Raw genomic sequence first — 23,353 nt, 5'->3', positions numbered from 1 at the left:
GTTTCTTCCGCGGGAAAAATGAAATTTCCAAGCTACGGCGATTAATCCTCTGACCCTGATCTCATTTCTTCTTTAACCGTGTGCCCTGCCGCCCGCAGTGCGGTCATCGCGTCCTGGACCTTTTCATTTTTGACCAGCACGTAATCGGTATCATAGGTTGATATCGCAAAGATACTGACGCCGGCTTTCGCCAACGGCGTTGCAATCGATGCGAGGATGCCCGTCAGGGAAAAATCGAGAGGCCCTTCCACTTTAAAAACCCGCCAGCCGGCTTCAACTTTGACCCCCTGTGGAACGACGTCCTCCGCACAAACGATGGACAATTCCTGCGGGGTGCGCGAAATTGAACTGAAGCCATTCTTGCCTTGGGCCCAAGCAGGGATGTCGGCTTTTGCATCGAGCTGGACAACGGCCAGCTTATCCTGACTGAGGAATAAATTCAGTTGAGGTGAATTTCCCTGCGCCGGTAATTTTACGGAGGCGAGCATAAGCAGAAGTGCCACAAACAGAACGTGCGGGGTCTCTTTCATGGGTGATGGAGGTGAACTTCCTGGGCGAATAGTCTTCAAGTAGCGCACAATGGGGAAAGGCAAAAGGGTTTTCCCCCGTGGATCAGCCAGGCGGAAGCCCAGGGAATTGTGGTGGCGGCGGGCTATGATTGACGGGCCGAAAGAGCAAACCGGCCAGTTGTTCCGGGGAGGCTGGCCATTTATCCGGGTTTGGCGCTGCCGGAATTATCCGGGGATGTTTTGGTCTCCTCTGCTCAGGATTGCGGGCCTAGTTGTCTGAAACCAGTAGGGCGGGATCTCCGGATCGCCACCTTTCCTCCTCCAAGGCGCGGTCGCCCGACCGTGCTTTTTTACTGTGCCACCGGGTGTGGGCCGGACGGCTGGGGCGCGGCCCCTCGCGGGGACCCGCTCAGGCGGGCATGGTCATCTCCCGGACGAGGCGCCGCAGGGTCTGCTGCAGTTGAGCGACGGCTTCGTCCTTGATCGGTACCGCGCAGGCGATGGCCTCACCGATGGCCGGGGCCTTCTTCCGCAGTTCTTCCCCCGAACGCGTGAGCGAGATCGTCACACCCCGTTCATCCTCCTTGTTGCGGGTGCGGGCGATCAGACCGGCTGACTCGAGCCGTTTCAGCAGGGGCGACAGGGTGCCGGTGTCGAGCGAGAGGCGCTCGGCCAGGGTCTTCACCGCCAACGGCCCCGATTCCCAGAGGGCTACCATCACCAGGTATTGCGCATAGGTCAGCCCCAGCGGACTTAGCAGCGGGTGGTAGGCCTTGATGATGGCGCGCGAGGCCGCGTAGAGGTCCAGACAGAGCAATTTATCGAGGGCGATGACGGGAGTGGAGGACATGGCGAAAAAGAAAAACCGGAGGTAAGCCACTAATCTATAGGAACAAATAAGGTAGCAAACAATATTTCCTTGCCTGAATATATTGCATCAAATCTAATTGCAAGCGTTGAAGCTTACTTGCCTTCACGATAAACAACCCAACCACCTAAAATACAATGAATAGCAACTCCATCATCCCTGCCGCGGTCGTCGCCGCTTTCGGTCTCGTCGCTTCGGTCAACGCGAATCCCACGCCCTCCGGCAATCCGGTTTCCATGAACAACAACACCCTCATTACCGCAGATGGCACCCAGATCTACTACAAGGACTGGGGCTCCGGTCAGCCGATTGTCTTCAGCCACGGCTGGCCCCTCAACTCCGACAGCTGGGAGTCCCAGATGCTCTACCTCGCGTCGCGCGGCTACCGCGTGATCGCCCACGACCGGCGCGGCCACGGCCGCTCCAGCCAGCCCTGGCAGGGCAATGACATGGACACCTATGCCGACGACCTGGCCGCGCTGATCGAGAAGCTCGATCTGAAGGACGCCATCCTCGTCGGTTTCTCCACCGGCGGCGGCGAGGTCGCCCGCTACATCGGCCGCCACGGCACGAAGCGTGTAGCCAAGGCCGTGCTGGTCGCGGCGGTGCCCCCGCTGATGCTGAAGACCCCCGCCAATCCGGACGGCGTGCCGCTGGAGGTGTTTGACGGCCTGCGGGCGGCCTCGCTCGCCGATCGTTCCCAGCTTTACCAGGACATCGCGAGCGGCCCCTTCTTCGGCTTCAACCGGGCCGGTGCCAAGCGCTCCCAGGGGATGATCGATGCCTTCTGGCTGCAGGGAATGCAGGCGGGACACAAGGCCACCTATGACTGCATCAAGCAGTTTTCGGAGACCGACTTCACCGAGGATCTCAAAAAATTCGATGTGCCGACGCTCGTCGTCCACGGCGCCGACGACCAGATCGTGCCCCTGGCGGCCTCCGGCCAGGCCGCGGCCAAGCTGGTCCGGGGCGCCAAGCTCCTCGTCTACGAGGGCGCGCCGCACGGCCTCGCCGACACCCACAAGGACCGGCTCAACGCCGACCTGCTCGCCTTCATCGAAGGCCGGAACTGACCGGAAACCGTTCCGCGCCAACTCCCCTCGGGGTGCGCCTGCCCGCCGGCAAAAAACCGGCGGGCTTTGGGGTCTCAGGGTGTGGCCGGCACCACCACCTCGGCGCTCAGGGTGGTGCCCGCCGGATTGCGCACCAAGGCGCGATAGCGACCGGCGGTGGCGGGCGCCGGCGCGAGGGTGAGCGTGGCCGCCGTCGCGCCGGCCACCTCTACCCCGTCGCGGAGCCACTGGTATTCCAGCGGGCCAGTGCCTTCCGCCGTCACGCTTAACATCGTGGTCACTCCGCCGGAGGCCACGGGCTGCCGGGTGATGAATGGTACTTTCGCCCCGGTGATGCCCGACGGCGCCTCGGTGCCAACAAAGCTGACGTCCGCGACCGTCGCACTCGTCACCTGCCCGCGCAGGGTGTCGTGGGTCGCGGTGAAGGTGAGTTTCTCCCCGGGGGCGAGGTCGGGGGCCGGGCGCCAGAAGATCCGGTACGGGGCTGCATCATCCGTGCCCAGGTACTCGATCTGGCCCGGACGCGACGCGCGCTCGAGCGTGAAGGTGACTTCGCCCAGCCCGTCGCCGCCGGCAATTTCGGCGCGGACTTCAACGCGGAGGGGAAACACCAGGCCGTCGACCTCACGCTGGCCAAGCTTGAGCGCGCCGCCGCCAGTGGGATTGACGAGCGCGATCGCCGGCGCGGCCACCGGACCGAGCGGCGCCGCGGCCCGCCAGACGGCGAACTGGAGCGGGGGCAGGCTCACGCGCACGCGGCCCGCCGCATCAGCGGTAAGCGCGGCGCTCCGGCCGGCGTCGTCGGAGGCAAACAGCCCCGCGAGCGTCGCCCCCGCGGCCTGGCTGGTCGGCATCGCCACCGTAACGGACTTCGTCCGCGAGTTGTTGAACACGGCGAGGTACTCGACGTGTTCCGTCCGGTCGAAGCGCGAGAAGGCGAAGATCTCGTCCTGGTCCGTGGCCCGCAGCACCATCGCACCCGTGCGCAACGCGGCATGCTCATTCCGCAGGGCGGCCAGGCGGGCGAAGAAGCGGTAGAACGGATGCGTGGGATCGAATTTGTCGTCCGCGCCGGTGCGGGCGGTGGCGAGCAGCGGGGCGTCACGGAAGTCGGGCGCGCGCGAGGCGAACATGCTTTCGCGGGCCTGCATATCCCAGCCGCCGCGCCCCACCATGCCCTGCTCGTCGCCATAGTAGAGCACCGGCTGGCCGCGGGCGAGATAGAGCAGGCCATGGCCGAGTTTCACCAGGTCGGTGATCCGCGCCGGCGTCGCGCCCGGATTGTCCTGCTGCAGGAAGTACGCGAAACGCCCGGCGTCGTGGTTGCCGATAAAGGTCGTCGTCGAGTGGATGTTGCTGTCGTGGTCGGTGTAGAGGTCGTCGCGTTGGAACAGGTCCGTGTACGCCGCCGCGGTGCCGCCGCGCGACACGAAGTTCCGCGTCGCCACGAAGAACCCGAAGTCGAGCGTGGTATCGAGCGGCATGTGGGTGGAGAACTCGCTCAGCAGCGGCACGTCCATCAGGTCGTTGGCCACTTCGCCAAACTGGATGAAGCCCGGCCGGCCCGCCTCGCGGGCGGCGGCGCGGATCGCGGGCCCGAAGGCCTGCCAGAACTCGGCGTTCACGTGGCGGGCGGTGTCGATGCGGAAGGCATCCACCCCATAGTCGCGCACCCAGGAGCTGAAGAGCTCGATCATGCCCTGCACCACGCGCGGGTGCTCGGTGAAGATGTCATCCAGCCCGCTGAAATCCCCGTGGATCGAACTTTCATCGCGGAAGGCGGAGTTGCCGCGGTTGTGGTACAGGGTGACGTCGTTGAGCCACGCCGGGTTTTTCACCGTCTTCTCCGCCTCCGGCACGATCGGCTGGTAGGCGAAACTTGTGTCAGCCGACAGCGCGGGTCGGGCGGTGTCGCCCAGACCGTTGTAGGCCAGCCCGCGCTCTTTCAGAACGACGCCGGCAGCATCGCGCAACGGGTACGCCTTGCTGTCGCGATACTCCACCCGGTAGTCCGGGAAATGGATCACGTCTGCCGTGTGATTCACGATGATGTCCATGCACACCTTCAAGCCGCGGTCATGGCAGGCGCGCACGAAGGCCTGGAAGTCCTCGTTGGTCCCCAGGTGTGGGTCGATCTTCAGGAAGTCCGTGACCCAGTAGCCATGGTAGCCGGCGGAACCCGCCTGCACAGGCTTGTTCTGGAACGGCGGCGTGACCCATACCGCCGTGACCCCGAGGCCCTTCAGGTAGTCCAGCTTGGTCATCATCCCGGCAAAATCGCCGCCATGGAAATAGCCGATGCGGGTCGGATCGAAGCCGTGTTCCTCGGTCCCGCCCGGAAAAACACCGGTGTCATTGTCGGTCCGGCCGTTGGCGAAACGGTCGGTCAGCACGAAGTAATAGGTCTGGCCAGCACTGGGATGGGTGAAACGCGGCACTGTGATCGGGCCGGCGGACAACCCCAGCCCGGAGAGGCCCGTCGTCAAAAGGAAGAGGAAAACCAACCGGCTAATTTTCGGAGGAGTATGCATGGGACGAGGCGAAGGGGGTGTATATCGTACGGCCAGTCTCTGACTGGCCCGGCCCGAACGCAGCAAGTCCGGTCAAAGACCGGCCCTGCCTCGGACGGGGGGCGTCATGGCGGGGGGCAACCTGTACTGGAGAACCCTGACCGCCCGGTCCCGACCGTCAAACCGGTCGCCTAGGAGAAGTCTTGCGTGACCCGGACAAAACCTAGGCCCTTCGTCCCAATAGCGGCTCAGCCGGCAGGTCCACGGTGGGCCGCTCTGGTCTATTTCCCTCTGAGCGACCCGTGCAACCCGGTGGACTAGGTTCGACACGCCAGGCCGTTTTGCACCCGGTGACCTAAGACTTGTCCGGGTCATCGCGGTTTTTTTGGCGCAAACCGATTCGCGAAACCGCCGCCCCCCGGCTTTTTTTGGGTTAATACAAGGAGCGCCTTTCCGGCCGCCTTCGTTCCCCTGTTATCCACCCCAACCACACCATGCACACGACTGATCATACCCGCTATTCCGCGCGCCAGTTCCTCCAAAGGGGACTGTTTGCCGGCCTGCTGCTGGCGCAACCCGCCGCCAGCCTCCTGGCCCAGACCACCACCCCGACCACCGAGAAGAAAGAGGATGCCCCCTTGATCCTCGATACCTTCACCGTCACCGCTGGCTTCGCGGGCAGCCTCGCCGCCGCCGCTGAGAAGAAGCAAAACTCCAACATGATCATCGAGGTGATCACGGCGGAAGACCTCGGCAAGCTGCCGGATGTCTCCATCGCCGACACGCTCACGCGCCTGCCCGGCCTCGCGGCCCAGCGCACCAATGGCCGCGCGCAGCAGATCAGCCTGCGCGGCATGGGGCCCGACTTCTCCATCGCGACCCTCAACGGTCGTGAACAGGTCTCGACCAATCTGAATCGCGGCGTCGAATTCGACCAATACCCGGCCGACCTGCTCAACGAGGTTGAGGTCATCAAGAGCTCCCGCGCCGATCTCTCCGCGCAGGGCCTCTCCGGCACCATCAACATGAAGACCGTGCGCCCCCTCTCGAAGGGCCGGCGGCAGGGTGCCGTTTACGCCAACTACGAGTTCAACGAGCTCGGCCAGCTCACCCCCGGGGTGGATGAGACCGGTTACCGCTCGGGCCTCCACTACATCGATCAGTTCATGGACGGCAAACTGGGCATCGCCCTCGGCTACTCCGTCGTGAATTCCCCCTGGGCCGGCCAGCAGTTCCAGGCTTGGGGCTATCCGACCGACGGTTCGAACGCCTATGTCCTCGGCGGCACCAAGTCGTATGTCCGCAATTCCATCATCGATCGCACCGCGCTCATGTTCGTCGTCCAATACAAGCCGGACGACAACTTCGAGGTGAACTTCGACCTCTACCGCTCCGATTTCCAGGAGAAGCAGTTGCTCCGCGGCATGGAGATTCCCCTCTGGTGGAGCGGCGCCGCGGCCCAGCCCGGCTACAGCGTCACCAACGGCTACGTGCCCAGCATGACGTTCAACAACGTGCAGCCCGTGGTCCGCAACGACGCGTTTGTCCGCGATGCCACCCCGCTCGCCCTCGGCGCCAATATCAAGATCGCCCAGCGCTCCACCTGGCCGATCGAGGTCGATGTCAGCTACTCGAAGATCGAACGCACCGACCGGAACATCGAAACCTGGTCCGGCGTCGGCTTCCGCGGCACCCCGTTCACCACGGCGGACGCGGTCCGGGTTGACCTCCGTCCGGGCACCATTCCCCAGCTGACCACGACCAAGAACTACGCCGACGGCTCGGTTCTCCGCCTGTCCGACCCGCAGGGCTGGGGCCCGACCTCGCTCCCCGGCGGCGGCATGCATGGTTACCAAAAATACTTCACCGCTTACGATGAACTCGGCTCCGTGCGCGCGTCGACGATGCACGAATTGAACAAGTGGGGCTTCAAGTCCTTTGACGCCGGCATCGTTTACACCGACCGCTACAAGCGTGACGGCGAAAAGCCCTCCGGCTTCATCTCGCCCGCCAACGGCTCCAACACGCTCCCGCTGCCGCCGAAAATCGGCACCACCGACATGAGCTTCATGGGCCTCGGCCAGATCTATGCCTACGATCCGCTCGCCGCTTTTGCCAACGGCATCTGGGCCTACACGCCCAACAACGACAGCGGCATCGTGGCCAACCGTTACCAGATCCGCGAGAAGGTCACCCAATACTTCGGCAAGCTCAACATCGACTCCAAGATGGGTAACGTCCCCGTGGGCGGCGACCTCGGCATCCGGCTCATTCACACCGACCAGTCCTCCAAGGGCTATTCGGCGAACGGTGCCAACCTCACCCGGGTCAGCGACGGCGACAAATATTGGACCGTGGCCCCCAACCTGAACCTGAGCTTCCTGGCGGCCGAGCGCACCTACGTTCGCTTCGGTCTCTCGCGGCAGATTGCCCGCCCGCGCATGTTTGACCTCCGGGCCTCCCGCACCTGGGGCTACAACCCCGCCAACGCGGCGGCGCCGACCCTCCAGAACAGCCCGTGGTCCGGCGGCGGCGGCAACTCCAAGCTCCGGCCCTGGGAGTCCGACTCCCTCGACCTGTCGATCGAAAGATACTTCAAGGACAACCGCGGCTACTTCGCGGTCGCGGGCTTCGTCAAAAAGCTCCAGAACTACATCTACGAGCAGCGCTCGGTGGCCGACTTCACCGGCTATCCGGTGCTCAGCGGCCCGGAGCCGGTTCTCCGTCAGGGCATCGTTTCGCAGCCCGTCAACGGCCAGGGTGGCAGCATCAAGGGCTTGGAAGTCACGCTGAACCTCTCCTCGGAAATGTTCAGCGACATCAAGGGCTTTGGTGTGACCATGAACGGCGCCTACACCGACAGCTCCATCGCCCCGTGGGGCCCGGGCAACGGCACGGCTCCGATCCAGGGCCTGTCCCGCAAGGTCGCCAACATGACGGTGTATTATGAGACGGGCGGCTTCTCCGCGCGCGTGAGCGACCGCTATCGTTCCGAGAACCGCCAGTACATCACCACGTTCGGTGTCCCGAACCCGGGTGGTGACGTGAACCCCAACGGCGGCTTCTCCGTGGCGCAGCCGGAAAACATCATCGACGCCCAGGTCAGCTATTCCTTCAACAAGGGCGCGCTCAAGGGTCTCACGGTTCTCGCCACGGCCTACAACCTGAACAACGAACCGCTGATCACCTACGACAACGACGATCCGCGTCGCGTGATCAATTATCAGTATTACGGCGCCTCCTACTCCCTCGGCGCCTCGTACAAGTTCTGATCCGTCCGGTCTGGTTTGCTTGGTTTCACGTGCGGCCACCAGTGGGGTTACTGGTGGCCGCTCTTTCTCTCCCCCCGACGAACCCCGCCCATGCCCCCGCGTCCCCCGTCCCTCCCGGCTGAGCCGGTCGCCGTGCCCGCCCCCCGGGCCCCCGCGACCCTCGCGGCCCCGCCCGCCCCCTGGCTGACCACCCGCAGCGCCGGCGTGCTCGCCCACCTGTCCTCGCTGCCCGGCGAGTACGGCATCGGCAACCTGGGCCGCGGCGCCCGCGCCTTCGTCGATTTCCTCGCCGAGTCCGGGGTCCGTTACTGGCAGATCTGCCCGATCGGCCCCACCGGCTTCGGTGATTCGCCTTACCAACTGTTCTCCGCCTCGGCGGGGAACCCCTATTTCATCGACCTCGGCGAACTCGTCACCTGCGGCCTGCTGACTGAGGCCGAGACCGCGCCCCTGCGCCGCCTGCCCGCCGCGACCGTCGACTACGGCTGGCTCTACGCGGACTTCTGGCGCGTGCTCGCGCTCGCTGCCGATCGCTTCGCCGCCTCGGGTGCCGACACGTTTGACGGCTTTGGCTCCTACGGCGACTTCCGCCGCACCCACGCGACCTGGCTCCAGCCCTACGCCGACTTCATGGCGCTCAAGGGCCATTTCGGCGGCTGGGCCTGGCCCACCTGGCCAGCGGCCTACGCCCGCTGGACCCCGGCGCTGCACGCCAGCCTGCCCGCCTCCGTGCGCGCGGAGTCCGAGCGCCACGCCTTTTATCAATACCTGTTCTTCGGCCAGTGGGACCGCCTGCGCGCCCATGCCCGCGACCGCGGGGTCGGCCTGATCGGCGATGTGCCGATCTTTGTGGCCCTCGACAGTGCCGACACCTGGCGCAACCGCGCCGTCTTCCGCCTCGACGCCTCGGGCCGGCCCCTCGCCGTGGCCGGCGTGCCGCCGGATTATTTCTCCGCCCTCGGCCAGCTCTGGGGCAATCCGCTCTATGACTGGGCGTACCTCCGCGAGACCGGCTACGCCTGGTGGCTCGACCGCCTGCGCGCCGCCTTCGAGCTCTACGATGTGGTGCGGCTCGATCACTTCCGCGGCTTCGACACGTTCTGGGAAATTCCCGCCGACGCCCCCGATGCCCGCACCGGCGCCTGGCGCCGCGGCCCGGGCTTGGAGTTCTTCTCGGCCGTGCGCGCCGCCCTCCCCGGCGCGCGGATCATCGCCGAGGACCTCGGTTACATCGGGCCCGATGTGGTGAACCTCCGCCGCGCCGCCGGCCTGCCCGGCATGAAGATCCTCCAGTTCGCCTACGGCCACGACGCCAACAACGCGAACCTCCCGCACTTCTATCCGCCCGACAGCGTCGCCTACACCGGCACGCACGACAACATCACGGCCCGTGGCTGGCTTGAGTCGCTGCAGCCGCCCTACGCCGCGAAGATCACTGAGTATTTTGGTTTGGATGGAACCCACTCCGCCTGGCCGGTGATCCGCGCCACCCTCGCCACGGTTTCCCGGCTCGCCGTGATCCCGGTGCAGGACCTGCTCGACCTGCCCGCGTCCGCCACGCTCAACCGCCCCGGCACGACCGAGGGCAACTGGCAGTGGCGCTTCACCGCGGAACAACTGGGCTCGCTCCGCCGCGACAAGGCCGCCATCCTCCGCCATTGGATCAGCCTCTACGACCGCACCGGCGACCGCCCGGTGAAGGATTTCAGTGAACCCCCGGAAGCCACCTAAGCCCCGACCAGTCCCCCAGCTCAGGAGCAGGGCCGGTCTCTGACCGGCCCTCCCTTTCCCCCATGCAGCCCCAACGTCCCCTCTCCCTCCCCGCCATCTGGAACATGAGCTTCGGCTTCTTCGGCATCCAGTTTGGCTGGGGCCTGCAGATGGCCAACATGAGCGCCATCTACGAGTTCCTCGGCGCCTCCGAAAGCGCCATCCCGATGCTCTGGCTCGCGGCTCCGCTCACCGGCCTGATCGTGCAGCCCATCATCGGCTACTACAGCGACCGCACCTGGCACCGGCATCTCGGCCGCCGGCGTCCGTATTTCCTGGGCGGCGCCATCCTCGCCAGCCTAGCCCTCGTTGCCATGCCCAACTCCTCCGCGCTCTGGATGGCCGCGGGTCTGCTTTGGGTCCTCGACGCCTCCGTCAACGTGAGCATGGAACCGTTCCGCGCCTTTGTCGCCGACCTCCTGCCCCCGGCCCAGCGCCAGGTGGGTTTCGCCATGCAGAGCCTCCTGATCGGTCTCGGCGCCGTGCTGTCCTCCGCCCTGCCCTGGCTGCTCACGCATTTTGGCGTGGTGGGCGCCGGTTCGCCGGACGGCGGCATCCCCTGGTCCATCAAGCTCTCGTTCTACATTGGCGCGGTCGTCTTCATGGTCGCGGTGGTCTACACCGTGGTGACCACCAAGGAAGTTCCCCCTGAGCCGGCGGCGGCGGGCGAGGGCGCCAAGCCCCCGGGTTCCTTCTTCGTCGATGTCTGGCACGGGATCCAGCACATGCCGGTGGTCATGCGCCGGCTGGCCGTGGTACAGTTCTTCACCTGGCTCGGTCTCTTCTGCATGTGGATCTATTTCACGCCCGGCATCGCCCGCAGCATCTTCGGCGGCACGCCCGGGACGGAGGCCTACCAGCGCGGTCTCGAGTGGGGCGGCGTCTGCTTCGCGGTCTACAACGGCACGGCCTTCGGTGTCGCCTTTGTCCTCGTGGCGCTCGCGAATCGAGGCGTGCCGGCCAAGGTCCTGCACCGCGTCGGCCTGCTTTGCGCCGGTGTCGGCCTGGCCAGCGTGGGTTTTGTCCGCACCCCTGAGTTACTCCTGGTTTCCATGGTGGCCGTTGGCATCGGCTGGGCGACGATCCTCTCCATGCCCTACGCGCTGCTGTCCAACGCCATCCCGGCTCAGCAGATGGGTTTCTACATGGGCGTCTTCAATTTCTTCATCGTGCTCCCACAGATCCTCGCGGCCACCCTCCTCGGCCCCGTCGTCGAGCACCTGCTCGGCGGCCGCGCCCTCACCGCCGTGGTGGTTGGCGGCGCCTGCCTGATCGCCGCCGCCGCCGCCCTGTCCTGGGTGCCGGAAGACAAGCCGGTCGGCGCGACCTGATTCTTTGGTAGGGCCGGTCTCCGACCGGACCCGCTTAGAAAACCAGCAAACCGGGCCGGTCCGAGACCGGCCCTACTTTCTCATGAAAAAGCAGATTGCCCTCCTCCTCTCCCTCCTCCTCGCGCCGCTCGTTTCCGCGGCCCCGGCGCCCGAGCGGGAGAAAGCCCAACCCAGCGCCCACCACGTGGCCATCGGCCTGCCCGACTGGGCTCGCGGCAGCACCATCTACGAGATTAATGTCCGCCAGTTCTCCGCCACTGGTAAATTCTCCGCCGTTACCGCTGATCTGCCGCGGCTCAAGGCTCTCGGCGTTGATGTGCTCTGGCTGATGCCGATCCACCCGATCGGGGAGGTTAACCGCAAGGGACCGCTCGGCAGCTACTACGCCGCGCAGGACTACCTGGGGGTCAACCCGGAGTTCGGCACCGAGCAGGACTTGCGCGACCTCGTCAACGCCGCCCATGCCCAGGGTCAGCGCGTGATCCTCGACTGGGTCCCCAACCACGTCTCACCTGACAACCCCCTCACGAAAACCCACCCGGAATTTTTCTGGCGCGACGAGCAAGGCAACCTCACGCCCCCGCACGGCACCGACTGGACCGACGTCGTGCAGTTCGACTTCCGCGTGCCCGCCCTGCTCGACTACCAGGCCGACGTCCTCCTCCACTGGGTGAAGAACTTCGGCATCGACGGCTTCCGCTGCGACGTGGCCTGGGGTCTGCCCACCCCGTTCTGGAACGAGGTGGTGCGCCGCGTGCGCGCCGTGAAGCCCGACGCCCTCTTCCTCGCCGAGGCCGAGCTGCCGCAGCAGCAGGTCGCGGCCTTCAATCTCTCCTACGGCTTCGATCTCCACCACGCGATGAACCAGATCGCCCAGTGCAAGCGATCCGCCTCGGCGCTCGACGAGGCCTACGCGAAGATCCACGCCCACTTTCCGCGCGGCGCCGCCCTCATGGTCTTCACCAGCAGCCACGATGAGAACAGCTGGGCGGGCACGGAGTTCGAGCGCATGGGCGCCGGTTACGCCCCTTTCGCCGTGCTGACCTTCCTGCTCGATGGCGTGCCGATGATCTACAACGGCCAGGAAGCTGGCCTCGACCGCCGCCTCGAGTTCTTCCAGCGCGACCCGATCGTCTGGCCCGCCGAAACCCACCCGACCACGCGCCTCTACCAGGTCATGACCAAACTCCGGCGCGAGCACCCGGCCCTGCACACCGGTTCACCCATGCGCCGCCTAGACACCACGGACAACGCGACCTTCTACGCCCTCGAGCGCACCGCCGCCGACGGCCGTCGGGTGGTCGGGCTCTTCAACCTCACCGCCAAGGACGCCAAGGCTGACCTCTTCGACCCCGCGCTCGCCGGCGAATGGCGCGACGCCTTCACTGGCGAGACCGTGAAGCTCGACGCCCTCGTCCCGCTCGACCTCAAGGCCTGGCGCTACCGGGTGCTGGTCAAGTAGGGCCGGTCAAAGACCGGCCCCGCGGAGCGTTCGCCTTACCTGTGGGCAGTCCGCTCGCGGACGCTTTTCGGAGCGCGCTGACCCACAACAAGCCAGCGCCTGCATTTTGCCTCCCCTTACTTCCCCGCCGGCGCTTCCTGCTTCAGCGCCGGTGCCCCATGCGTGTAGTCGAGGTGGTCATGATAGACAGTCTTCGGCTTGTCCTCCTGCCGCTGCCGCGCGGCTTCGAGTTGCAGCCGGAATTCCTGCGGCGTCACGCCCTTGTGCTGCTTGAACACGCGGGCGAAGTAGGCCGGGTCGCTGAACCCGCTGGCGTAGGCGATCTGGGAGATGGTGAGCGAACCGGTGTCGAGCGCGAGGATCGCCCCCTCGATGCGGATGCGCTGGACGTAATGCGTGAGCCGCTCCCGGGTCTCGGTGTGGAAGAGGTGGGAGAGGTAATCGGCCGAGCAGCCCAGCTGGGCGGCGATGTGGATCACGCTGAGCTCGGGGTTCGCAAACTGCTCCCGCACGAGGCATTTCGCCTGGAAGACCTTGCCGATGTCACTGTTCAGGTGGCCGGTGCCCGTCTCGACCAGGTTGCGGAACAGGCCGAAGATCGAGAGGAGCAGTCCCTTGCGCACGGCCTCGCGGGCCGGCGCCTGCATCGCGTGCGCATGCACCAGCGAATTGGCCAGGGTGAGAAACACGTCGAGGTTGGGCGCGTCGAAGAACTCGATGACCTCGATGTCCGGTTTGCGCGGCCGCGCCTCATGGGCGAAATGGATGCTGATGGTGTTGTTATAAAAACCGATCACGAGGTTGCGAAACGGCCGGGCCGGCTCGGCGTGCACCGTCTCGCCGTGCGGCACCCCCGCCGGGATCAGGCAGACCTCCCCCGGGCTCACGCGGAAGCCCTCGTTGGGGAAGCTGAATTCCGTCCAGCCCTGCAGGCCGAAGAAAATCTCCGGCCGGTAATGGTAATGCATGCCCCGCCGGTTCTGCACCTGCTTGACCTCGTGCGGCACGCGCAGGGTCAGCCGGTCATGGTCGGCCAGGCGCACGATCTGGTCGAACGCCTCGCGCATTTCCGCGCGATGATGCGGGCTCATCGAGCGGGCGGTCAGCAGCGCATGGTCGGGCGCGCTCGTCACAGGTATGGGGTGGGCCGGGGGCACGGCGGGGTACGGGTGAGGCGGAATCAATCCCGTGTTCACCCCAAAGACAAACGGAAAGCCGCGGCACAAGACACGATGGGGCTTTGACGGGCCTGCTTCCGCGGGTAACCTCAGGCTTCCATGATTTCCGCCGGCACCCCCCTTTTCACGGTTTCCGAACTCGCGGCCGAGACCGACCGCCTGTTCAAGGCCTTGCTGCACGTGGATTGCACCCCCGGCAAATCCTGGGATTATGAGGCCTGCCGGCAATTCGCCCCCCTCACCCTGGAGATCAACCGCCTGAAAAAGGAAAAGGATGCCGTCATCCTCACCCACTCCTATGTCGAGCCCGAGATCGTCTACGGCGTGGGCGACTTCAAGGGCGACTCCTATTACCTGAGCCTCATGGCCCGGGACGCGAAGGCCAAGGTCATCCTTTTTGCCGGCGTGGTCTTCATGGCCGAGACCGCCAAGATCCTCTCCCCCGACGCCACCGTGATCGTGCCGGACCGGGGCTCGGGCTGCTCCCTGGCCGACTCCCTCACCGGCGACCAGCTGCGGCAACTGAAGGCCGCCTACCCCGACGCGGCGGTGGTCTGCTACATCAACTCCACGGCCGACGTGAAGGCGGAGTCCGACGTCTGTGTCACCTCGGGCAACGTCTACGATATCATCGCGAGTCTGCCGCAGGCTCGCATCCTCTTTGTGCCCGACCGCCTGATGGGCGAGAACGTCCGCACGGAATTGCAGCGCCGCGGCGTGGCCAAGGAGATCATCACCTCCGACGGCACCTGCATCGTGCACGACGTCTTTGATGCCGCCGCCGTCGCCGACGCCCGCCTCCGTTTTCCCGGCCTGAAGGTCGTGGCCCACCCCGAGTGCACCCCGGCGGTCGCCGCCGTGGCCGACTTTGTCGGCAGCACCGGGGCGATGATGAAATACGTCAAGACCACCCCCGCGCCCTATTACCTCATGCTCACCGAGTGCGGCCTCGTCGGCCGGCTGCAGGTCGAGACGCCGGAGAAACATTTCATCGGCGGCTGCCGCCTCTGCCCCTACATGAAGCTCAACACGCTGGAAAAGGTGCGCGATGCCCTGCGCGCCCCGCGCCCCGACCAGATTGTCATGTTGGACGAGGACATCCGCCGCCGCGCCGCCCGCTGCATCGACCGCATGTTCGAGCTCGCCCCGAAGGACTGATCTCCCCAACCCCAAGCCGGCCTTCAACCCACTTTCCCCATGCTCACGCCCCGCACCGAACTCCTGATCGACCTCGCCCTGGAAGAAGACGCCGGACTCGGTGACATCACCAGCCGCGCCATTTTTCCGGCCAAGCACCGCAGCCGGGCCGTGATCGATGCCAAGCAGGAGCTGGTGATCTGCGGACTGGACGTTGCAGCCCGGGTCTTTGCGAAGCAGGACCCCTCCCTGAAAATTCGCGCCCTGGCCCGCGATGGGGCGCGGATCAAGCGCGGCGCCCGGGTCCTCTCGATTGAAGGCTCCACCGCCTCGATCCTCACCGCCGAGCGCACGGCCCTGAATTTCCTCCAGCGCCTCAGCGGCATCGCCACCCAGGCCGCCCGCTACGCCGCGGCCGTCCAGGGCACGGGCGTGCGCATCGTCGACACCCGCAAGACCACGCCGGGTTGGCGCGCCCTGGAAAAATACGCGGTGCGCACCGGCGGCTGCCACAACCACCGCAGCTCGCTGGGCGAGCTGGTGCTCATCAAGGACAACCATATCGCGGCCGCCGGCTCGCTCACGCAGGCGGTCACACTCTGTCAGGCGGCTGCCGCCCACGGCGCCAAGATCGAAGTCGAGGCCAAGACGATCGACGAAGTCGAGGAAGCCTGCCGCGTCGGCGTCGACTTCATCCTTCTCGACAACATGACCCCCGCCGAGGTCGATGCCGCCGTCACCGCCATCGGCGGGCGGGCCCAGGTTGAGGTTTCCGGCGGCGTCACCTTCGCCACCCTCCGGGACTACGCCCTGCCCGGCGTGGACCTCATCAGCATCGGTGCGCTCACCCACACGGTGGCGTCGGCGGATCTCAGCCTGGATCTACTGAAAGGAAAAAAGTGAATTTACCAGGCCACTCGCATAGAGGGAAGGGTAACCGGTCAGCCCACGGTCGTGGTGCCCGCGTGATTCCATGCCGATGAAAACCATCCACACCGACTGCCTCGTGCTGGGTGCCGGTCTCGCCGGCTCGGCCTATGCGCTGCACGCCGCGCGCGCCGGACGCACGGTGGAGCTCCTTTCCCTCGCCGAACCCCTGCAGGCCAACAGTGACTGGGCCCAGGGCGGCATCATCTACGATACCGCCCCCGACCCACACAGCCTCCGCGAGGACATCATGGAGGCGAGTGACGGCACGGCCAATCCCGCCGCCATTAACCAGCTGGCGGAGGAGGGTCCTGCCGCCGTGAAGGAGCTCCTGCTGGATGACCTGAATATCGGATTCGATCGCGGCACCGCCGGCGAACTCGAGCTGGCCCGCGAGGGCGGCCACCACGAACGGCGGATCATCCACACCAAGGACACCACGGGACATTCCATCCTCAGCGCCATCGCCACCAAGGTCGACGCGACCCCGGGGATCACGCGCCGCAGCGGGTTTGTCGCGGTGGACCTGCTCACGCTTTCGCACAACTCGACCAACCCGCAGGACCGGTACGAGCCGCTCACCTGTTTCGGCTGCTATGCCCTGGACACCGCCACCGGCGAGGTCGTGGCCTTCGTGGCGCGCAAGACCGTGCTCGCCACCGGCGGCCTCGGCGGGATCTTCCAGCACACCACCAACCAGCCCGGCAGCGTCGGCCACGGGGTGGCGATGGCCTACCGCGTCGGTGCCCGCCTGATCGACCTCGAATACGTCCAGTTTCACCCCACGGTCTTTTTCAAGAAGGGCGCGCAGCCCTTCCTCATCACCGAGGCCCTGCGCGGCGAGGGGGCCGTGCTGGTGGATGGTCACGGCCGCCGCTTCATGGACGGCGTCCATCCGCTCGGTTCGCTGGCCCCGCGCGATGTCGTCTCACGCGCCGTCCAGCATCACCTCGCCGCGAGCGGCGAGCTCTGCGCGTACCTCGATCTCTCCGCCCTCAAGCCGGATTTCATCCGCAGCCGTTTTCCCGCCATCTATGAGCGCTGCCTCGCCCATGGCGTGGATATCACGCTGGAGCCCATCCCCGTCGTGCCGGCGGCGCACTTTTCCTGCGGCGGCGTGCACACCGATCTGGCCGGGCGCACCAATGTCCGCCACCTCAACGCCATCGGCGAGACCGCCTGCACCGGGCTGCACGGCGCCAATCGGCTCGCCAGCACCTCGCTGCTGGAATGCCTGGTTGCCGCCAAGGCCGCCGCTCGCGCCGACCTCGCCGAGCTGGCAAAGGACAGGTTTCCCGCCCCCACGGCCTGCGAGTGGCTCAGCCCCGCGAAGATCGCCGACCCACTGCTCATCCGGCAGGACCTCCAGCAGATCCGGCAGACGATGTGGAACTACGCCGGCATCATCCGCTCACCCCGCCGGCTGGCGCGGGCGCGCCGCATTCTCCTGGAACTGCGGGAGGACATCCAGGCTTTCTACCGCGACTGCCGCCCCACCCGCGATCTCATCGAGTTGCGCAACGCCATCCAGACGGCCCTGCTGGTGGTGCACGCCGCGGCGCTCAACCCGGTCAGCAAGGGCTGCCATTACATCGCGGGCGGTGATTAAAAAGCGGAGCCGGTGGCCCGGCTCCGCGGTGGCAAACCTCAGAAGCTGTAATTCAGGCTGAGCCGCAGGGGCATGTAGCTGAGGTCGCCCTCGTCGTTGAGGGCATTCAGGCCGAGCAGACCCAGGACACTGTCGTTGTCGTCGAGTGAGCTCTGCGCCAGGTAGCCCGTCTCGAGTCCGATGGTTGCGCGGTCGGTCAGTTGGTATTCGACCCCTAGCACGACGCCGTAGGACCAGACATTGCTGGCGTCGTAGAATTTGGCTTCGGTGAGGGCCGACCGATAGGGCTGGTTGAACGGTGTGTTGGGCACGGAGAACGAAGCCGTGATCGCATCCACCCGCTTGTAGCCCAGTTGAGCGCCCACATACGGGTTCCAGCGTTCGTTCAGGCGGAAGTTGTAGCGCACGCCGCCATAGATCAGGGCATCCTGATAGTCGCTGAACTCGGCATTGAGTGGCAGCGTGCCGGCGACCGTGCCGACCCGGAGGACTTGGTCCATGCCCGATAGCCAGCCGAGGCCAATGGTGTAGCTGAGGTTCTCGCTGGCGGCGTAGGCGGCCTCGAGACGCAGCTCGTTGAAGTTGCCATACACATCATCAAAACTTTTGGCGTCCACATCCACGGGCAGGCTGCCGGCCGGCAACCCAAGCAGGACGGAGCCGTCAAAGGCGGGACCTTGGTGGAAATCGCCGCCGGTGTACTGGGTGATACCCGCTTTCAGGGACAGGCTCCAGGCGGCGGGAAGGGTGACACAGGACACGGAGAGCAGAGAGGCGATGAACACGCCCCGCAGGAAGGAGGGAATGGATCCAGGTTTCATGTAGACTGTTTCTGGTGTGGTTGGAGGGAGGGGTGATCCGGGACACCGCACGGGTGACCGGGGCCGGCTGGCCCCGATGCCGCTTGGTGACGGTTATCGCGGGAATCTACGCCTGGCCCCGGGTGGCGGATGCAGGCCGACCCGCCGACGAAAGCTTGAATATTCGACCCGCGACTGGCGTCTTATGGCCATGAAAACCCGTTTGCTTGTTGTGCTGTTTGCGTTGCTCACCACGACCCAGGCGGACAGCGCCGGTGACAGACAGGGAGGCCGCGAGGATGGCAATCGCCGCTACGGCGGTCGGGTCATCGTCTATGAGAAGGTGGGTTTCCGGGGCGATGCCCTGGTGCTTTATCCCGGCGACGACATCGAGAACATGTCGGGCGTCACGTTCGAGAACGGCGCCCGGCTGAACGACGGGATCTCCTCCATCCGGATCGAAGGCGACGTCGAGCTCATCGCCTACGCGGACGGGCGTTTTCGCGGCGATGCCTTGCGCGTGGCCGAAAACACCCGCGACCTGACCGGCCGCCCGGTGGTCGGCAGCGTCTCTCTCACCTGGAACGACCGCATCTCCTCCCTGCGCGTGGAGCGGTCACGTGGGCGCGATCGCGATCGCGATCCGAGCCCCGGCCGTCCCCGCCCGGATCCCGAGAAAATTATCAAGGCCACGTTCAACGACTACCTTGGCCGCGAGCCCCGTCCCGATGAGCTGCGGGACTTCCGCAGCCGGTTCATTGACCAAGGCTGGACCGAGGCGATGCTCCGCGAGCACCTCCGCGGCGAGAAAGTGTACCGGACCGAGGCCGCCGAGATGATCGTGCGTCGCGCCTACCTGGACGTGCTGGGTCGCGAGGTCGATCCGAGCGGCCTGCGTCAATTCACCAGCGTCGTGCTCCGGCGCGGGTGGACCGAGAGCGACGTCCGCGACGAGCTCCGCCGCAGCGCCGAATACCGCAACAAGCCGAAGAAATAGCGATCGGGCCGCCCTAGCCCAGCGCCAGCACGCGCGTCTCCCCGACCTCGGGCAGGGCGAATTCACCCGGGCTCAGGCCGGAGGAGGCATAGGCGGACTGGAAATCGGTCACCGGCTGCTCGTAGCTGTCATCGGCCAGAGGGAAGCAGCCGAAGTGCATCGCGAGGCTGCGGCGGGCGCGGACGTCGCGGTGGATCTGGAGAGCCTCGGCGGGCGTGCAGTGCACCGGCTGCATGAACCAGCGCGGCTCGTAGGCCCCGATGGGAATGAAGGCCAGGTCGAAGGGCCCGAGCTTTTCGCCGATGGTCTTGAAGCCGTCAAAATAACCCGAGTCACCGGCGAACCACAGTTTGCCAGCCGGCGTCTCGAGCGCGAAGCCACCCCACAGGGTCTTGAACCGGTCGCCCAGCCCGCGGGCGGCGAAATGCTGGGCGGGGGTCGCAGTCACGCGCACGCCGGGTCGCGGTTCGTGCGCCTGCCACCAGTCGAGCTCGACGACGTGGTCGATGCCCTCATCCGCGAGAAAGGGTTTGTTGCCGAGCGTGGTCACGATCAGCGGCCGGTGCGCGGCGTGCAGGCGCTGCAGGGTGGGCAGGTCGAGGTGGTCGTAGTGATTGTGGCTGAGCAGCACGAGGTCGATGCGCGGCAGGGCCTCGAAGGCGATGCCGGGGGCGCGCACGCGTTTCGGCCCGGCCCAGGACACGGGACTGCAGCGGTCGGACCAGATCGGGTCGGTGAGAATGTTCAACCCGTCGAACTGGATCAGGAAGGAGGCATGGCCGACGAAGGTCACGGCACACTCGCGCGGACCGAGGGTGGCGGGGAGCGCGGGCTGGGCGGTGTTTTCCACCCAGGTGGGCCAGACGCCTTGGGCCCGGCTGAATTGCCACTTCATCAGGTCGCGAAACCCCAGCGGGTTTTTCCCGGAGGGATTGAAGAACCGTTCGCCGTCGAAGTGATCGCTGCGCGGATAGGGAGGATTCATGGGTTCGGCGGCCCGGGCGGTTTTTCCGGTCCCCAGCACGGCCAGGCCGGCGGGCAGCAGGCGGAGGAAGCGGCGGCGGGAAAAAGGCATGGCGGCACCATGTCCGAAAGGGTCGGCCGCGCAAGCGGGCTACGTCCCACCCAGCCGGGCCTGGGCCTGCGCCCAGTAGTCGAGCAGCGCGCGGAAGTCCTGCTCCTTCGTGGAGCTGTGGATGATGTAGTCGTAACTAAAGCGGTCGGCCAGCTCGAGCTCGGCGCTCTGCATGCGGCGGGCCAGCTCCTCGGCCGGCAGCGGCCCGCGGCCCTCGAGGCGTTCGCGGAGCACATCGAGGGAGTCGGGCGCGATGAAGATAGTGACGAGGCAGCGCTGGAGCAGCGGGATCTGCGCCGCCGCGGCGCGGATGCTACGCACGCCCTGCACGTCGATGTTCATCACCAGGTTGGTCTCCGGCAGGCGGCCGAGCACCGCGGACTTGAGCGTGCCGTAGCGGTACTTGCGGTGGACGCAGGCCCATTCGAGGAATTCGCCGGCCTGCTGGCGGAGGTCGAATTCCGCCTCGCTGAGAAAATGGTAGTCCCGGCCGTTGACCTCGTTGGGTCGCGGGGGGCGGGTGGTGGCCGTGACCACGCGCTCGAATTGCGGCGCCTCGGCGACCAGGCGGTCGCAGAGCGTGCTTTTGCCCACGCCGGCCGGGCCGGCGAGGATGATCAAGCCATGCGGGACGACGGCCATCGGTCAGTAGGTGAAGGCGGCGGCCGAGGTGGCGAGACCGTAACCGAGCACAATCGCGCCAATCAGGCGCGGCCGGCCCGGCGTGCGGAACAGCCACTCAAACAAATCGCGCAGGCGAAACGGATAGGCCGCGAGGTACAGCGCGGCGCTCAAGGCGATGTACACCGCGGTGACCATCAGCAGGCGCTGCGGGTGGCTCCATTCCATGTAGGCGGCGCGCAGCACCGGTTCGGCACCGAGCAAGGCCAACACGCTGAGGCCGCGCACGGCGAGAAAGTCAGGGGTGTAGATGAAGGCCAGCACCGCCAGGGCGCCAAAGCCGAGCATCACGGGCGTCGGGGTCTGGAAGAAGATCAGGTCAGCCTCGCCGATGTGCGACAGCCGCCAGATGAACCACAGGGTGGCTCCGCCGAAGAGCACCCACGCCGCCGGGCGGGAGCGCGGCAGGGCCCGGGCGCCGTTCGCGACCGGCGCGCCGTTCCAGCACAGCAGGCCGCCGAGGGCGGCGAGCAACAGGCCGGGAAGGAGGGTGGCGAGGAAAAGGCTCATGCGCTTAAGGGAACCACAGAGGCACGGAGAACACGGAGGAAGGAAAAGGGCATCGGGAAAACATCTCTGTGGCCTCTGTGTCTCCGTGGTTCAAACCTTAACTCCCGCCAGCTCCAGCTGGCCGTAGAGCACGGCCGTTGAGACGCGGTCGATCTTCACGGGGACCAGCTCGCCGATGAGGCGGTCGCTCGCGGCGAAGTGCACGATGCGGTTGCCCCGGGTGCGGCCCATGAAGCCCAGGCCCTTCTTGTCGGGGCCCTCGACGAGCACCTCCTGGGTGGTCCCGAGCAGGGTGGCGTTGCGGCGGTTGGAGTTGGCCTGGAGGATCGCCAGCAGCTCGGCGTTGCGCGCCTCCTTCACCTCGTCGGGGATCTGGTCGCCCATGTCCGCCGCGGGCGTGCCAGTCCGGATCGAGTACTTGAAGATGTAGGCCATGTCGTAGTTGCAGGCCGCGAAGAGCTCGCGGGTCTGGGCGAACTCCTCGTCGGTCTCGCCCGGGAAACCGACGATGATGTCGGTCGAGAAATACATGTCGGGTCGCACGCGGCGCAGGTCGTCCACGATCTGCCGGTAGCGGTCGCGCGAGTAGGGCCGGTTCATGGCCTTCAGGATGCGGTCGCTGCCGGACTGCATGGGCAGGTGGACGTATTCGCAAAGTTTCTCGAGCCGGCCGTAGGCCTGGATGAGGTCGTCCTTGAAGCCGCGCGGGTGCGGCGAGGTGAAGCGGATGCGCTTGATGCCGGGGATGGCATTCACGCGCTCAAGCAGCTGCACGAAGGGCGTGACCCCGTCGGTGTGGGCGTAGTCGCGGCGGCCGTAGCTGGTGACGATCTGCCCGAGCAGGGTGATCTCGCGCACGCCGCGCTCCGCGAGTTCCTCGCACTCGCGCACGATCTCTTCCATCGGCCGCGAGCGCTCGTCGCCGCGGGTCTTCGGGACGATGCAGAAGGCGCAGTCCATGTTGCAGCCCTGCTGGATGGAGACGAAGGCCGTGACCTGCCGGTCCTCGAGCACATGGTCGCGGATGGTGTTTTGGGAACCGGCCTCCTCGGCGATGTCGACGATGCTGGTCGGGAGCGGGGCGCCGGCGGCCTGGGCGGCGCGGAGGTTGTCGAGGTAGTCCGGGACCTGGTGAAATTTCTGGGTGCCGACGATGAGGTCGACGTCCGGCAGCGCATCCAAGAGGGAGGCGCCGCGGTTCTGGGCCATGCAGCCGAGGATGCCCAGGAGGAAGCGCGGGTTGCGCTTCTTCTTCTGGGCGGCGTAGCCGGCCTTGCCGATGGCCTTTTGCTCCGCCATGTCGCGCACGCTGCAGGTGTTGAGGAGCATGACATCGCAGGCGTTCTCGTCCTGCACGATGCGGTAGCCCCGGGCGCGCAGCAGGGCCGCGACGGCCTCGCTGTCGCGCTCGTTCATCTGGCAGCCGTAGGTTTTGATATAGACCCGGTTCATGCTCTGGTCGCGCCAAGGCCAGGGGGCGAAGGCGGATAGGACGGGTCTAACTACCGGGCCCACCCGCCCGGTCAACGAGGGAAACTGGGGCACAGCCTCTGCCCCCTTGGTGAATAGGCAAACCCTCAGCCGGCGGGAGGTTACACCTCAAAACAACCGGCCGCCAAGGCGAGGGTCGCCCGGAGTCACGGG

At 66.2% G+C, this 23,353-nt stretch carries 18 protein-coding genes; 9 read left to right on the top strand and 9 right to left on the bottom strand.

Annotation, left to right across the window (positions count from 1 at the left end):
* Nucleotides 1–41 precede the first annotated feature (41 nt).
* Both Verru16B_RS05495 and Verru16B_RS05490 read right to left on the bottom strand, forming a co-directional pair.
* Nucleotides 42–530 carry an ACT domain-containing protein gene (locus Verru16B_RS05495; RefSeq protein WP_237023474.1) on the bottom strand — a complete coding sequence of 163 codons (489 nt, stop codon included), beginning with the start codon at nucleotides 528–530 and terminating at the stop codon, nucleotides 42–44.
* A gap of 388 nt (nucleotides 531–918) precedes the next feature.
* Nucleotides 919–1,359: a MarR family winged helix-turn-helix transcriptional regulator gene (locus Verru16B_RS05490; RefSeq protein ID WP_069963616.1), complete on the bottom strand. Its 441-nt coding sequence runs from the start codon at nucleotides 1,357–1,359 to the stop codon at nucleotides 919–921.
* Between the two features lie 254 nt (nucleotides 1,360–1,613).
* Here Verru16B_RS05490 and Verru16B_RS05485 point away from each other — a divergent pair, with 254 nt between their 5' ends.
* Entirely contained in the window at nucleotides 1,614–2,450 is an 837-nt protein-coding gene (locus tag Verru16B_RS05485) for an alpha/beta fold hydrolase (RefSeq protein WP_069963615.1), read from the top strand.
* Between the two features lie 74 nt (nucleotides 2,451–2,524).
* On the opposite strand, the gene Verru16B_RS05480 is transcribed toward Verru16B_RS05485, so the two are convergent.
* Nucleotides 2,525–4,981, bottom strand: a complete 2,457-nt coding sequence (locus tag Verru16B_RS05480; RefSeq protein WP_083270124.1) for an alpha-amylase family glycosyl hydrolase — start codon at nucleotides 4,979–4,981, stop codon at nucleotides 2,525–2,527.
* Between the two features lie 473 nt (nucleotides 4,982–5,454).
* Here Verru16B_RS05480 and Verru16B_RS05475 point away from each other — a divergent pair, with 473 nt between their 5' ends.
* The 4 genes from Verru16B_RS05475 (at nucleotide 5,455) to Verru16B_RS05460 (ending at nucleotide 12,795) form a co-directional block, all read left to right on the top strand.
* Nucleotides 5,455–8,232 (top strand): TonB-dependent receptor, encoded by a 2,778-nt coding sequence (locus Verru16B_RS05475; RefSeq protein WP_083270123.1) that lies wholly within the window; start codon nucleotides 5,455–5,457, stop codon nucleotides 8,230–8,232.
* A gap of 90 nt (nucleotides 8,233–8,322) precedes the next feature.
* Nucleotides 8,323–9,963 carry a 4-alpha-glucanotransferase gene (malQ, locus tag Verru16B_RS05470; protein ID WP_083270122.1) on the top strand — a complete coding sequence of 547 codons (1,641 nt, stop codon included), beginning with the start codon at nucleotides 8,323–8,325 and terminating at the stop codon, nucleotides 9,961–9,963.
* Between the two features lie 62 nt (nucleotides 9,964–10,025).
* Nucleotides 10,026–11,333 carry an MFS transporter gene (locus Verru16B_RS05465; RefSeq protein WP_069961343.1) on the top strand — a complete coding sequence of 436 codons (1,308 nt, stop codon included), beginning with the start codon at nucleotides 10,026–10,028 and terminating at the stop codon, nucleotides 11,331–11,333.
* Between the two features lie 82 nt (nucleotides 11,334–11,415).
* Nucleotides 11,416–12,795 carry an alpha-amylase family glycosyl hydrolase gene (locus Verru16B_RS05460; protein WP_069961342.1) on the top strand — a complete coding sequence of 460 codons (1,380 nt, stop codon included), beginning with the start codon at nucleotides 11,416–11,418 and terminating at the stop codon, nucleotides 12,793–12,795.
* Between the two features lie 116 nt (nucleotides 12,796–12,911).
* Here the strand turns inward: Verru16B_RS05460 and Verru16B_RS05455 are convergent, their stop codons facing one another.
* Entirely contained in the window at nucleotides 12,912–13,928 is a 1,017-nt protein-coding gene (locus tag Verru16B_RS05455; RefSeq protein ID WP_237023473.1) for a helix-turn-helix transcriptional regulator, read from the bottom strand.
* Between the two features lie 144 nt (nucleotides 13,929–14,072).
* On the opposite strand from Verru16B_RS05455, the gene nadA reads away from it, so the two are divergent.
* The 3 genes from nadA (at nucleotide 14,073) to Verru16B_RS05440 (ending at nucleotide 17,646) form a co-directional block, all read left to right on the top strand.
* Nucleotides 14,073–15,131, top strand: coding sequence for a quinolinate synthase NadA (gene nadA / locus Verru16B_RS05450; protein ID WP_069961341.1), 1,059 nt, complete (start codon nucleotides 14,073–14,075; stop codon nucleotides 15,129–15,131).
* Between the two features lie 39 nt (nucleotides 15,132–15,170).
* Complete coding sequence (gene nadC / locus Verru16B_RS05445) at nucleotides 15,171–16,013, top strand: carboxylating nicotinate-nucleotide diphosphorylase (RefSeq protein WP_069961340.1); 843 nt, start codon at nucleotides 15,171–15,173, stop codon at nucleotides 16,011–16,013.
* 76 nt (nucleotides 16,014–16,089) lie between these two features.
* Entirely contained in the window at nucleotides 16,090–17,646 is a 1,557-nt protein-coding gene (locus Verru16B_RS05440) for an L-aspartate oxidase (protein ID WP_069961339.1), read from the top strand.
* Nucleotides 17,647–17,684: 38 nt separating this feature from the next.
* Here Verru16B_RS05440 and Verru16B_RS05435 read toward each other — a convergent pair whose 3' ends face one another.
* A complete protein-coding gene (locus Verru16B_RS05435; RefSeq protein WP_083270121.1) occupies nucleotides 17,685–18,467 on the bottom strand; it encodes an outer membrane protein in 783 nt (260 codons plus the stop codon).
* Between the two features lie 190 nt (nucleotides 18,468–18,657).
* On the opposite strand from Verru16B_RS05435, the gene Verru16B_RS05430 reads away from it, so the two are divergent.
* The gene (locus tag Verru16B_RS05430) at nucleotides 18,658–19,443 is read left to right on the top strand and encodes a hypothetical protein (RefSeq protein WP_157772243.1); all 786 of its coding nucleotides are present in this window, start codon (nucleotides 18,658–18,660) and stop codon (nucleotides 19,441–19,443) included.
* 13 nt (nucleotides 19,444–19,456) lie between these two features.
* Here the strand turns inward: Verru16B_RS05430 and Verru16B_RS05425 are convergent, their stop codons facing one another.
* From Verru16B_RS05425 to miaB, 4 genes are all read right to left on the bottom strand, one after another.
* A complete protein-coding gene (locus Verru16B_RS05425) occupies nucleotides 19,457–20,518 on the bottom strand; it encodes an MBL fold metallo-hydrolase (protein WP_099093261.1) in 1,062 nt (353 codons plus the stop codon).
* A 39-nt stretch (nucleotides 20,519–20,557) separates the two neighbouring features.
* Nucleotides 20,558–21,160: a guanylate kinase gene (locus tag Verru16B_RS05420; protein WP_069961336.1), complete on the bottom strand. Its 603-nt coding sequence runs from the start codon at nucleotides 21,158–21,160 to the stop codon at nucleotides 20,558–20,560.
* Nucleotides 21,161–21,163: 3 nt separating this feature from the next.
* Nucleotides 21,164–21,709, bottom strand: coding sequence for a hypothetical protein (locus Verru16B_RS05415; protein ID WP_069961335.1), 546 nt, complete (start codon nucleotides 21,707–21,709; stop codon nucleotides 21,164–21,166).
* A gap of 90 nt (nucleotides 21,710–21,799) precedes the next feature.
* Nucleotides 21,800–23,161: a tRNA (N6-isopentenyl adenosine(37)-C2)-methylthiotransferase MiaB gene (gene miaB, locus Verru16B_RS05410; protein ID WP_069961334.1), complete on the bottom strand. Its 1,362-nt coding sequence runs from the start codon at nucleotides 23,159–23,161 to the stop codon at nucleotides 21,800–21,802.
* Nucleotides 23,162–23,353 lie beyond the last annotated feature (192 nt).

It is taken from the genome of Lacunisphaera limnophila (genome assembly GCF_001746835.1).
Taxonomy (GTDB): domain Bacteria; phylum Verrucomicrobiota; class Verrucomicrobiia; order Opitutales; family Opitutaceae; genus Lacunisphaera; species Lacunisphaera limnophila.
This window is presented reverse-complemented; position numbering and strand designations above follow the sequence as displayed.